6 protein-coding genes are annotated in these 14,340 nt (G+C 41.4%); 3 read left to right on the forward strand and 3 right to left on the reverse strand.

Translation table 11 applies throughout. The features are described 5' to 3' along the window. Window positions 1–66 precede the first annotated feature (66 nt). On the reverse strand, window positions 67–3,540 hold the full coding sequence (locus QZ576_RS14160; protein ID WP_297098283.1) for a hypothetical protein: 3,474 nt from the start codon (window positions 3,538–3,540) through the stop codon (window positions 67–69). A 371-nt stretch (window positions 3,541–3,911) separates the two neighbouring features. On the opposite strand from QZ576_RS14160, the gene QZ576_RS14165 reads away from it, so the two are divergent. The 3 genes from QZ576_RS14165 (at window position 3,912) to hrpB (ending at window position 8,676) form a co-directional block, all read left to right on the forward strand. Then, window positions 3,912–5,174: an OmpP1/FadL family transporter gene (locus QZ576_RS14165; RefSeq protein ID WP_297098286.1), complete on the forward strand. Its 1,263-nt coding sequence runs from the start codon at window positions 3,912–3,914 to the stop codon at window positions 5,172–5,174. 152 nt (window positions 5,175–5,326) lie between these two features. Beyond that, window positions 5,327–6,094 carry an exodeoxyribonuclease III gene (locus tag QZ576_RS14170; protein ID WP_297098289.1) on the forward strand — a complete coding sequence of 256 codons (768 nt, stop codon included), beginning with the start codon at window positions 5,327–5,329 and terminating at the stop codon, window positions 6,092–6,094. A 95-nt stretch (window positions 6,095–6,189) separates the two neighbouring features. After that, window positions 6,190–8,676 (forward strand): ATP-dependent helicase HrpB, encoded by a 2,487-nt coding sequence (gene hrpB / locus QZ576_RS14175; RefSeq protein ID WP_297098290.1) that lies wholly within the window; start codon window positions 6,190–6,192, stop codon window positions 8,674–8,676. A gap of 16 nt (window positions 8,677–8,692) precedes the next feature. Here hrpB and QZ576_RS14180 read toward each other — a convergent pair whose 3' ends face one another. Next, a complete protein-coding gene (locus QZ576_RS14180; protein WP_297098292.1) occupies window positions 8,693–9,232 on the reverse strand; it encodes a dihydrofolate reductase family protein in 540 nt (179 codons plus the stop codon). A 319-nt stretch (window positions 9,233–9,551) separates the two neighbouring features. Next, complete coding sequence (locus QZ576_RS14185; protein WP_297098295.1) at window positions 9,552–14,273, reverse strand: T9SS type A sorting domain-containing protein; 4,722 nt, start codon at window positions 14,271–14,273, stop codon at window positions 9,552–9,554. Window positions 14,274–14,340: the final 67 nt, after the last annotated feature.

Consider the following 14,340-nt stretch of genomic DNA (forward strand, 5'->3'; position numbering starts at 1 on the left):
ATAAAAAAAGGTTCCGTTCGTATCAACAAACGGAACCTTCTATATTTTGTACAGAGAATCTATCTCCTACTTACACAGCGGATCAACCCCAATTGTGCCAACCAACTCTTTTAGATATTGTTTCGATTCAACGTTTTTCAAACGTTCTTTTGCCAGTGCCAAACGGCCATTGATATCCATTTCGGCAACCAACGCAGCATTGTTTTCGTTGTCAATAAAATCCTCCAGATAACCAATCTGCTCCACAAGGAAAGCAATATCCTTTTCTTGCTTCAGTTTCAGGCGGGCTTTATACCAGTCGCTTTTTAGCACCTCTTCCCTGTCGAAAAGTTTACGCAGCTCCGGATCGCTGATATCCTTGCCTTCGTAATGGCCGTAAGCCATAACATGCAGCAGCACTTTCAGCGGCGGAATGGCAGATTCAACACTTCCATCCTCGAAAAATGGTTGAGCAGCGCGCTGCATGGCTTCTGTAATATTATTTATACCATCAACATAATCATCCATGTTTTGCAGTTCCGGCTTCAGCATGCGCTCGTTAAACACTGCCAGCGGCTCATCAAATAAGCGGTTCATACAACGGAACGCAAAGTTTTTGGTTATTCGGTAGCCCAAACGGCTGGCCAGTACTTTTTGTCCTTTGTATTCAAAGTCCTCCAGTTTTTCCAAACAGCCATTTTCAATCAGCTTCTTCGGATCGCGATCTTCAGGAACCAAACGTGCCCAAATTTCAGGAATAAGAATACTGATATCGTGGTCGAAACGGTTTTCCGACCCAATGTATCCGGCAGCCGAACTAAATCCCTGGTATTCTGTCAGAATGTACGACAGCAAGGCATTATTCAAATCGGTAGTTGGCACCAACATGTTAAAAGGCCCTTTGGTAAGCGCACCTTCCAGTCCGGCACCGGTTGTTGATGGAGACTTTCCGGTGATACTTGCCACAAAATCCATGAACAACTCAGGTAACTCCTGATAGTGAATTGGATTGTAAACCGCTAATGGGCGAATTCCGGCTTCTTTGTCGGCAGGATTGTTTCTTCGTCCGGGCAGGACGGCATTTACAGGCCAAACCACTGGATCTTTGTCTTTTATCTTGCGGAACAAACGCACACCAATTTCTCCGAGGTATGAGTCTTGTGTTTCGTCCTTAAATATATTGCACTGCAGGTAACGCGGGTTCTTTGTTGGCTCACCGTCAACAATACGTGGATGCGACGGTGTAACAAAGTAATTATCGCTATCGCCTTCAGCCACTTCCTTAATAAAGTTTTTTACCGGCTTGGTATATTTCTCAAAGCTAATGGCGTCTTCAATCAGTTCAACTGCATTCTCGCGCGTTAACGGCTCGTAATTCGTCAGGAATGTGTTATTGTCCACAATTTCCTTTTCAGCTTCTTTATCGTAGCCTCTGATTACGGCTTCATCAGGGCGTTGGAACAGGTAACTTTCGCAGTTAGCAACCAGTTTTACACTCGGATTATCGTACTCCCTATTCAGATCCTTCAGGCGATTTGACGGAACTGTAATCGTAGCCGAAATATCATCCTCTGTTTGGATTTTCATCGACGGAACAAAATCCGAACGTAGTTTATGCAAATACCAACGTCCTTCTTCGTTAAATCCAATACGCACATAACTTGCAGCAATCGGGTTGTGTTTGTAGCGCAACACATTTCCGGGGCGGCCATTTACAATTTCAACATTGAATAACTCGCGCCATTTCAATCCTTTTTCTTCGTTGCCACGGTAGTGACGTTTTACGAAAAAGGCCAGTGTGCGAACATTGTCTGGCAGGTCTTTCAGGAATTTATTATACTCGTCGCTGTATTGATCCGACGGTGTTAACAATTTTACAGCCGAACCTAAAGTACGTTCTTTACTCAGGAATGAACGTGACGGATCAGCATCGGGACGCACTTCTTTCCATCGGTCAGAATAATCTTTATTAATGATTTCATCCACCATATTCTCCACCAACTCCAGGTTTTCGATGTAGAAAGACCCGAATTTAATGGCGTTTTGCATCGATTTTGAGATCTCTGATTTTCCACCACCGGAAACGGTACTTGGTTTATGGCAGAACATTCCTTCCGGAGCCGTGTCGATAATACGCCACATAGCTTGTGTTGGGTGTTTTACCAACTGAAATTTATGTCCGGTAGGATGAACGTATACTTTGTTTGGCGAAAGTTTCAGGCTGTAATCTTTGTTTTTGTATTTCCAGCTAACCGAACTTTTCTCCACATCAATATCAGCGTTTTCAGGAATGTAAACTACCTCCGGAAATTTCTTATCGATTGCGTAATTTCCTTCCTGCACCTCAATGCGGTTGCCCAGCAACTTTTTCACTTCATCGAAAGAGTACGGCTGGTCGAACTTTTTAGTAAAATTGGTTCCAAAAACGCTGTCGCTCATGTTTCCACGTGGGAAAGCAATGGCGCCACCGGCATGTTCTTCTTCAACCAAACCAAAAAGGTTAGCCGAATAGCTGATTTGAGTTTTTATCTCTTTTTTGGAATAACCGTAATAATTATCGGCAATAATGGTAACCACTACCCCGCGTTCATCGCGACAGGTAAGTTTAAAAGCAGAACCATCATTGTAAAGCTCATTTTCGTCTTTCCAACACATGCCGTCGCGTTTCTGTCGCTCCGATGCATCATCGTAATGTGGCAAGCCAACATCTTTCTTTTTGAGTTGAGTTAAGTGTGGTGCCAGAATAATACATCCGGTGTGGCCGGTCCAGTGCTCCACATCCAATGCGGCATCGTTAACAGCCAGGTTCGGATCGCCGGCATTACCAAAAATGGTTTCCACAAAGTCGAGGTTACTAACCAGACTTCCCGGTGCAAAAAAGCGTACTTCCATACTCTTTTGACTAACAATACCGGGCACTTCAGGACAAACCACAGGGCGCAGCAACAGCGATACCATTACTTTTGCTTTTTCATCCTGTGCCGATGTAAATGGCAATGTCATTAATTCATCGGTTGGTTTTAAGGCTGCGCTCAACAGATGCGCGAAAGTAATTTTCGGCACTTCTTTTTTGTCGGCAGGTACCGGAAGTCCGCCACGTACAATATGGAAAGTTCCTTTTGTTGTTCGCTTATCTTTGGCCGGATTGTTCAGAATACCCTGCTTTAAGCGGTAAGAACTTAACAAATCGCTTTTAAACTCGTTGCCATTTGGTGGCAAACTCAGCTCACGCGCCATTTTTTTCTGGTTCAAAACCAACGTATTATTTGGCAAACGATAAGGCTTTTTGAATTCCAGCTCTTTTAAATAGTCATCGATAAAATGCTGAATTCGCGCATCGGCTGGAGACATGTGCTCGCTAAGCAAGCGCGATTTCTCCTGGAAGCTTTTTACCAGACCTTCGGTTAGTTCCTGAAATTTTGAATTGGCGTATTTTGTGCCCGAATCCGAATCGTCATTAAACGTAGGCTGACCTAAGGAAGCCAACTGCAGGTTAATGTATTGAATCATATCGCGGCGATCTCGTCTCGTCTGTTTTGAGGGAGTGGATTTTTTACTCATAATAATTATATTTCTAGTCCATAAACAAAAATACAGAATTGAAGTTTTACCAATCTCATGAAATTTCTTAATTAACCATAAAACAGCAATTCTTTATTGTTTTGTTAACCCTAAGGGGACTTATGGTATCAAAATGTAAATGATTTAGTCTTTCATCCGATATACGTGACTTTCTCGTCAATGTTACCCATATGATAAGTATCATAAGCGCTTATTAATTGTAAAATAATTTCAGGAATATCTTTGGGCTTTTATTGTATTAAATTAAATAGGTAAAGCCGAATCATTCATAAACATATGATCATCTGAACTATAATTGATTGTTACTAACAACCTGATTCTGTTATGCCGAAACCAAAAAATTATTACAAATGAAACACTTAAAACTAAAGGCTTTGCTGGTCTTAATGGCTGGTCTTTTTATTTCTTCACAAACATTCGCAACCGATGGTTATTTTAGCGTTGGCTATGGTACAGTAAACAAAGGTTTAGCGGGTGCCGGAATTGCATTTTACCAGGGATCGTTGATAAACGGAAACCCTGCTGGAAATGTGTTCCTTGGAACAAAATATCAACTGGGAGTTAACTTTTTTAATCCGAACAGAAAGTACACTGTAACAGGAAATCCATCAGGTATGGAAGGTACATTTGGTTTAATGCCGGGTACAATTGAAAGCGACAGCAAAATGTTTTTGATGCCATCGGCAGGTGCAAACTGGATGGTTAGCGACAACTCAAGTATTTCTGCTGCCCTATTCGGAAACGGCGGAATGAACACTGATTATCCTACTGCAACATTCTACGATCCGATGTCGGAAACTACAGGTGTTAATCTTGCCCAGATGTACGGTAACATTACCTACTCACAGAAATTGGGTGAAAAACACAGTGTTGGTGTAACAGGTGTGTTGGCTTACCAATATTTCGAAGCAAAAGGTTTAACTGCTTTTGGCGCGTTCTCTTCTGATCCAACAGCAATTTCAGGAAACGGAACCGACAGTGGTTTTGGATACGGTTTTAAAATTGGTTACCTGGGACAATTAACAGATAACTTTTCAATTGGTGTTACATACCAGTCGAAAGTTTGGATGAGTGAATTTGATGATTACGCAGGATTGTTTGCCGAGCAGGGTGATTTTGATATCCCATCAAGCTGGACAGCTGGTATTGCCTGGGAAGTTGCCAGCGATTTCACAGTAATGGCCGATGTAAAACAAATAATGTACAACGATGTAAAATCAATTGGCAACCCAATGCTACCTAACCTGATGACTTCGCCTCTTGGAACTGACGAAGGTGCCGGTTTCGGTTGGGATAATATTATGGTTTACAAACTTGGTTTTAACTATGCAGGTGTTGACACTTGGGAATTCCGTGCCGGACTTTCAATTGGCGACAACCCAATTCCTTCATCAGAAGTAATGTTTAACATTCTTGCTCCTGGTGTAATCGAAAACCAAATTGCGCTAGGTTTCTCAAAAGAAGTTGGAAATTCCGGAAATCAATTCCACGTTGCATTTAATTATGCAATGAACAGTAGCGTAGAAGGTGTAAATCCAATGGATCCTCCATCAGGACAAACCATTGAAATTGAAATGAATCAGTTCGAACTGGAACTGGGATTCTCGTTCTAAAATACAATTTAGCATACTCCAAAAAATAAGAAATAGTATAATTTCTGACCCGGGCTTTCGTCCGGGTTTTTTATTGGTTTTTATTTTGAACTCTTCCTCGATTTAACTGTAATTATTATTTTAACCGCTTATATTAATTTGAAAGAATAAAAATGAAACTTATATCGTGGAATGTAAACGGAATACGTGCCGTTGCCAAAAAGAACTTTTTTGAAGATTTTAAACAGTTGGATGCCGACATCCTTTGCTTGCAGGAAACCAAAGCGCAAGATGACCAGGTTACTGAAACACTGGCTCCAATAAACAGTTATCACATTTATTCCAATTCGGCCGAAAAGAAAGGTTACTCGGGAACAGCCATCCTTTCAAAAACAGAACCGGTAAGCGTTTCGCGCGATATGGGAATTGAGGTCCATGATACTGAAGGCCGTGTTTTGTGCCTCGAATACGAAAAGTTTTATTTGGTAAATGTTTATGTACCGAACTCGGGAAGCGAATTAAAACGCCTTGATTACCGTCAGGAATGGGATCGCGCATTTTTCAACTACCTGAAAGAAATGGAAAAAACGAAGCCGGTTGTGGTGTGTGGCGATTTTAATGTAGCCCACCGCCCTATCGATTTGGCACGACCAAAGCCAAACTACAATAAATCGGCCGGATTTATGCAGGAAGAGATTGACGGAATGGACCGCTTTACACAAGGTGGATTGGTTGATACTTTCCGCCATTTTTACCCCGATGCCACCGATAAATACTCCTGGTGGAGCTACCGGGCCGGAGCGCGCGGCAAGAACGTAGGCTGGAGAATCGATTATTTTCTTGTTTCTGAAAGTTTTATTCCACAGGTAGAAAAAGCCTATATTTTAAACGAAGTTATGGGTTCCGACCATTGCCCGGTGGGAATTGATATAGCTAATTAATTAGTAATACATAAAATATTTTCAGCGGGTGAATTAAGTTTTTCCCGCTGTTTTTATATAAAATCGATCTACTTTTGCATTTTAAACAGAATATATTGAGTTTCGATCCACATACAACCAATTTACCCATCGTTGACGTAATCAACGAGGTAAAACATCACCTGCAAAAGGAAAATACATTAATCGTACATGCGCCTCCGGGAGCCGGTAAAAGTACCGTAATCCCACTTGTTCTTCTTGAAGAAAATTGGTTGAATGGGCAAAAGATTATCATGCTGGAGCCGCGTCGTCTTGCAGCTAAAAGTATTGCCACTCGTCTGGCAGAACTTTTGGGGGAACCGGTTGGAAAACGTGTTGGGTATCGCATTCGTTTTGACAATTGTGTAAGTGAATCTACACAACTTGAAGTGGTTACCGAAGGAATCCTGACCCGCATGCTACAAAGCGACAATGCGTTGGAAGGCATCGGAATGGTAATTTTTGATGAGTTTCACGAACGCAGTCTTTTTGCCGATGTGGCTTTGGCTTTGTCGCGCGAAGCACAGCAGATTTTGCGTCCTGATTTGCGAATCATGATTATGTCGGCCACGCTGAATATGCCCCAACTTACGCAGCTCCTTAATGCTCCGTCGGTGGTTAGCGAAGGTCGTCAGTATCCCGTTGAAATTCATTACGAAGGAGACAACGATCTCAAGCTTCTTCCGGAATTAACAAGCCGTGTAATTACAAAAGCGGTTCAAAATCATGATGGCGACATTTTGGTGTTTTTGCCTGGTGAAGCAGAAATCAAAAATACAGAGGCCATTATTCGAAGCAAACACAAAGGAATTGCCATTCATCCGCTTTACGGCCAGCTGTCGCCACAAAAACAGTTTGCTGCTATTATGCCCGGCCGCGAAGGACAGCGTAAAATTATACTTGCTACATCCATTGCCGAAACCAGCTTAACGATTGAAGGCGTTAAAGTTGTGGTTGACTGCGGTTTTAGCCGGACACTTAAATTTAATCCAAACACAGGCTTGTCGCGCCTCGAAACAGTTGAAATAACTTTAGATTCAGCCGATCAAAGAGCCGGACGTGCTGGTCGACTTGGCCCCGGCGCCTGTTACCGCATGTGGACAAAAGCCACACATCATCGTTTAATTAAACACCGCACTCCCGAAATTGAAGAAGCTGATCTCGCGTCACTGGCTCTGGAAATGGCCAAATGGGGTGTCGACGATATCAATAAACTGACCTGGCTAACTCCACCACCAAAAGGACATGTTTTGCAAGCCAACGAACTGCTGGAGCAACTGGATGCCATTGACGATGGAAAAATTACTGAACACGGAAAAGCGATTCATCGTCTCCCTTGTCATCCGCGATTGGCGCACATGTTGCTGTTGGCGCAAAACGAGGATGTTACAGCACTGGCATGCGATATTGCAGCTATTTTGGAAGAACGCGATCCCTTAAACCGCGATGCCGGAATCGATATTAATTTACGCATTGAAGCTTTGCGCCGTTATCGTACCGGAACATTAAAAAACAAGCGATTAAAACATATTGCAAAGATTTCGGGGCAATACCAGAAAATGCTCAATATTGATGAAGACAATTCATCTGTTGATCCATTTGAAACCGGTTTATTGCTGGCCTATGCTTACCCGGAACGTATTGCTCATGCTACTCCGGGCAACAATGCCCAATTTAAACTGGCAAACGGGAATATCGCGGCTGCCGGGCACGAAGACGACCTTGCACATGAAGATTGGCTGTCGATCGCAAGTGTAAATGCCCGGGATGGTGTTGGCCGAATATTTTTGGCATCGCCACTAAATCCTCGCGACCTTGCACCGATGGTTAAAAATGTTGAATCCATCAGTTGGGATACAAAAAGAGGTGGTTTTTCTGCTTTTTCAGAGTTAAGAATTGGCAGCATTATTCTTCAACAAAAACCATTACAGGAGTATAACATCGACCAGAAAATTAAGGCAATTTCAGATGCCATAAAAAAGGAAGGTGCCTGGCTGCTTGATTTTAATGCGGAAGTTGAACAATGGCAAAACCGGATAATCAGTTTGAGACAATGGGATGCAACTAATGACTGGCCTGATGTGAGTACCAGCCACTTGTTGGCAACTAACCATGAATGGCTTTCACCTTATCTTTCCGATGTAAAAAAGCCCGAAGACCTGAAGAAAATCAAACTAAAAGAAGTACTTCAACACTACTTGAATTACGACCTTCAACAATTATTGGATAAGCTGGCACCTGAGCGTTTGCAAGTGCCCAGCGACTCGAACATTAAACTTAAATATGGTTCAGGCGGCGAAGCACCGATTTTGGCTGTGCGTTTGCAGGAAGTATTTGGGATGCTCGACACGCCAACCGTTAATAATGGAAGTGTAAAAGTTTTACTGCACCTTTTATCGCCGGGATTTAAGCCCGTGCAAGTAACCGATGATTTGAACAGCTTTTGGGCCACTACCTATTTCGAGGTAAAAAAGGAATTAAAAGCACGCTATCCGAAACATCACTGGCCTGACAATCCGTTGGAGGCTGAGCCATTGAGAGGAGTTAAACGGAAAAAGAATTAGCCGAAACGAATATTGCTTATCGTTTGCGTCTGTATTTAACCTGTGTGATGGCATTTAGAAATACTTCTGATGAAATCAATTCGAATTCGAATACTTGAGAAAGATCTCCAAACAATGGAATACCTCCTCCCAAAATAACAGGGATTGTGGAAATTATTAGCTCGTCGATTCTGTCTTCTTTTAGATATCGCTGAATTGTAGTTCCTCCGTCAACGTATATATTGGCAAATCCTTTTTCGTTTAATTCTTGAGTAATTTCTGACGGAGTTCCATTTACAATGTCCACCTTGCCAATCAAATTATCAGGAACTGATTTCAAGGTTGAACTAACCACAAATACAGGCACCTGGTAAGGCCACGGAATGTTGAAGCCCAGCACCGTTTCGAAAGTCCCCCGCCCCATAACAATAGCATCAATCTTATCAATAAAAGTATTGTATCCAAGATCTTTATGCTCCGGATTGGGCACACTGTTCAAAAATTCGAGTCCACCATTTTTGTCAGCAATAAAACCGTCTAAACTTGTGGCTATAAATACGTGATTTTTTGTTTTCATATTCCTTTCAAAATAAATGTTGTGGGAAATAATAAATATGAATACTATAATGTTTCTTTCGTCATGCTGAACTTGTTTTAGCATCTATCACTAGATTGATTAAATCAATTAAAAATGATCCTGAAACAAGTTCAGGATGACGTTCTACTATTTATGTAAGAAATCTACAAAACTCAATACTACCATCAATTATGGAAAAATACAAAAGAAAAGAGGCTGCTCCTCTGAGCTAGCCTCTCATCTTACTTTTAGTAGAACCTCCCGAAATCAATTACTGTTTTTCAGTAAAGTTGTAATTTATTGATTCTGAAAAAGTATTTTATTTATTTCGGTATATAAGTTTTCCAATACGGATGTCTCCGTCAATATCCAGTTTGTAGAGGTACATTCCTGAAATTTCTGTTTCAGGTCTGAATTCTACGCGCTGCAATTCACCTGCTTCAACCGGTTTGTCGAGTAAACGAACAATCCGTTGTCCAAGCATATTATGAATTTCAAGAACAGCATGACCACTAACTGCAGGTACAAACTCGAAGTTCACTACCTCGTCGAATGGGTTCGGGAAGGCTTTGAATTCGCTCTCCAGCAAGTCAAGATCTTCTGTTTCAACTTTCTTCTTACCATTGCCTTTACCTTTATCCTGAGCAATCATTACGCTTCCGGATAATGATGCTTGCTGATTGAAGTAGTCTATATCACAAACACATTGAGGAATACAGGTTACGGCATGAATAATGATGAAAACAGATTTCGGTGCTCCCGTTAATTCCAGATCAAAGCCATCTAATGGTTGAGCTCCTTCATAAACTATATTATATTGTCCCGGAGCAACCGTTGGTTTACCATTTTTCATGCTTGGATACATATCTTCACCCGCATAGATATGAGCTTCTGATAAGATCCAGCCATCAAATAAGTCATAGTATACAGTGATAACTCCTTCGCTCTCAAAGTTAACAACAGCAGTGCCAACATGCGTGCCTTTGCTCTCATCACATTGAGCTGCACCGGCATATATAGGCATATAGTAAGTTTTACCTTCTTGAATTAAGTTCGTCCAACCCCATCGGCTATATCCATCTTCAAGGAAACACCTTGCACCTAAGGTATCATTTGTTTCTGATAATTCTTCATCCAGTCGGGCAAATGCAGTTTCGCAACCACCATATTGATTGATCATCCATGTAATGGTCTGTTCGCATGTCTCTCTGTTGCCGCAATAGTCAACTGCCCAGTGTGTATGAACAACTTCGTAGTAACAACCGTCGTCTGATACTGTTGGAGTACCTTCGATAACACCTTTATCCGCCACACCGCAATTATCACTCCAAGTAACAGTATCCATAGGCATCCAGTCTACATATTCCGGATCACATCCTATATCAACAGGTTCTGGACAATTATCTGCTGTTGGTTTTTCAGTATCAGCGGCTACTCCAAACGTTGCACTAGCGGTCGTTTCATCACACAGATCCTCGATAGTCCATGTTACTGTGATCGTATCGCCTTCACAAAGTACCGGGTAAACTTCATCCCAGTCATTCTCTGTTACCTGAGGATCACAACCCTGACCTACAAGCTCTGTTTGTATTGCGGTCAACGATGCTGACATCCACGCATCAAATGCTGCACTCAGCTGTTCCTGACTATCATAGTCACATGAGCTGTTGTCATCATCATCGCTCGGATCAGTCACTACAAGATCATCTACGCCGGCTACTCCAAACGTTGCACTAGCGGTCGTTTCATCACACAGATCCTCGATAGTCCATGTTACTGTGATCGTATCGCCTTCACAAAGTACCGGGTAAACTTCATCCCAGTCATTCTCTGTTACCTGAGGATCACAACCCTGACCTACAAGCTCTGTTTGTATTGCGGTCAACGATGCTGACATCCACGCATCAAATGCTGCACTCAGCTGTTCCTGACTATCATAGTCACATGAGCTGTTGTCATCATCATCGCTCGGATCAGTCACTACAAGATCAGCTGGTGCTGGCAACCTAAATGTTGCTGAACAAGTATTCGGATTAGCACATTCATCATGTAATGTCCACGTTACAGTTACAGTATCACCACAAGCATCAGGATAAGTTACACTATCCCAATCAGTAGTAAGTATAGAGTCACTTCCAATTACTGTTACTCTTGCCATCCATTCATCAAATGCTGTTTCAATTTCAGCAGAGGTCAAACAAGTTGTAACAGTAGTGTCATTTGGACAAGTCAAAATCACTGGATCGCGGTCACCAACAGTTCCTGTACAATTCACTGATTGCGGCACAGTTAAGGACGTATCAGTAATTACAAGTTTATAATCACCTGAATCTAATCCGGTAATCATAGTGTCGTTACTAATTACTGTCACATCATCTGGTAAGGCATACCATTCAAACAAATAGTTAGTATAATTTGTAGGTACGGTTGCTATTTTAGCCCAACCATCTGAAGCCCCGTCGCATGTTGCATCCTCTGTATCAACTGTACATGGTGGTGTTGTATAGGTCGGTGCTGAAATTCTTACCATACAAGTTACCTCACATCCATTTACATCCACTAAATCAACATAATATGCTATACCTCCTACACTACCTTCTATTCCCCATATGGAGTCTGTACCTTGCCCGCCACCAATAGTACCATCAGTGGTATACCAGTAATAGGACACTATATCCGGAGTATTTACTTTAGCAGAACCATCATATAGAAACTGATTGGATGCTGCATGAGCCGTTGTATTACAAATTGGGTTTGGATATACAGTTACTAGTACATCTGCAATATCCTCACAATTGTTGTGATTTATTGTTTTTATCCAGAATGTGGAATCGCCTACAGAAACAGTTACTGAAGGGCTTATTGAATTTGTTCCTGCTAATGCATCTGCCTCACTGGCAAAGTAACTTACAGTACCTCCACCATCGTCAGTTATAGCGGTAGACAAATCAAAAGATTTTGCTCCTGTTTCTCCATTTTCACAACTGTCAAGATTCGTTACTTCCAACACAGGGTTCGGATATACAGTCAACTGTACTTCTGCAATATCCTCACAATAATTAGCATTTATCGTCTTAATCCAGAATGTGGAATCTCCTACGGACACAATTACTGAAGGGCTTATTGAATTTGTTCCAGTTATTGCATCTGCCTCACTGGCAAAGTAACTTAGAGTACCTCCACCATCGTCAGTCACAGCGGTAAACAGATCAAAAGACTTTGCTCCTGTTTCGCCATTTCCACAGCTGTCAAGATTCATAACTTCCAACACAGGATTCGGATATACAGTAACTAGTACATCTGCAATACTGTCGCAGCCGTTAGTACTAACTGTTTTAACCCAAAAAGTTGAATCGCCAACAGAAACAGTAACCAGTGGAGAAATAGTTGGAGAACCATTATTCGCGTTCGCATAACTCGAATAATAAGTTGGACTACTTCCACCATAAGATACTACAGCTGTTGAAAGATCGAAAAGTTTTTCACCTGTTTCGCCATTTTCACAACTATCCAAATTCATAACTTCCAAATCAGGATTCGGATAAAATCCAATGATAAAACTGTCTACAACGTAACATTCAACATCCTGCGGATTAGAAGCCCTGACATATATTGTTTTAGGCATTTCATTAGCAGGAATATTGTGCGATAAAGAATCGTCTATTACTCCTAAGAATTTATCAGCATCTTCAAAAGTATTATGATATGTTATAATATTGCCAAATGTAGTATCAACATTAGCTGTTAAATCAATATCATAAGACACTTCATCCTGGCATTCTTCCGAATTATGAACAGCCACATCTGTAGTTAATTCATAACCGAAAAGAAATGGCCCTGCAAAGTCTTTTAACTCAGCAGTAAACGAAGCAGAAGCACGTGTTTTAACCATCAAACTACCTAAAGTTTTATTACATGCATCATCGCCTCCAAAACTACCGAGACCAATTTCCGTTAAATTAATTGCAAATTCGGCATATTGAAGTGCCTGAATTTCCTCATACCAAGCTTTTGCTTCCAAACTTCCCCATGGTGCGCCCAACACAGCATCATTTACATTTACAATAGCCCAAGCTACTGCAAACGATCCTGTGGCTTCAATTCCGGCATAACCAAAACCGTCAGCATCTTCACCACTATCGAATTCACCGGTTAAAGTAAAGTCAACAGAATCTGGCATTGCTATGGAAAGCGCAGCAAAGGTGGCGTCAGACATCCATAATCTAACTGAAGCTGCAGGATCTGTACCTCCATTTTCAAAATCTATACTCACAATCAAATCTCCTGCCTGCGTAACGTCCTTAGGTCCAAACTCCCATGCCGTATGACCTGCATCATCATCGAGATTTGTTAATGCAGTACCACTAAAATCAAGCTGGTTTCTAAAAAATTCAAAATCGGCATGTGAATTACCATCTGATGAAATGGTAGTAAAAGCACCTATTCCATAAATATCACCATTGGTATCTTCCCTCATATGACCCATTACATCAACTAGATCATTTTTCTGAGGCGTACCTCCTGTTCCTAAACTCCAGGTAGCGGGATTACCTCCGTTTTTATCCTGACCACCAGTAAATACACTTTCGTCATTAAAACCACCCTGAGAGTTCCAGTCACGAAAATAAACACCATCAATCCACAGATAACCACCATTTAGAGTATTTCTTGGCACACTCATTCTTAATTCAAAAGAAGTATTGTAGTCGGCAAGAACATCTTGGAGTAATGCAGCGGCATTTGTTTGGTCAATAACCCCTGATCCAGACCCTGAATACAGAGTTGTATCAAACCAATCGTCTGTATTATATACATAACTCCCTTCATATACTGTAAGAGTATCAGCATAAATATCAGAATCAATACCAAAATTTGCCTTGACAGTGGCTCCCTCTGTTACAATTTGTCCATAACTAACAGGAGCCGTAAAAATGGCTAAAAGAAGTAATGTTACACCACTGCACCAACATCGAAATAGCCATTTTTTCATTTCAGACAACGAGAAATCTGTTCTCGAAGGTTCTACGTAATTTTGTTTCATACATGTAATTTTGAAGAGTTAAAATAATTTTGTAAACCAAGTTTGTTTTAGTCTCTGTTTTACTCAA

This window comes from uncultured Draconibacterium sp. (genome assembly GCF_913060805.1).
GTDB lineage: Bacteria > Bacteroidota > Bacteroidia > Bacteroidales > Prolixibacteraceae > Draconibacterium.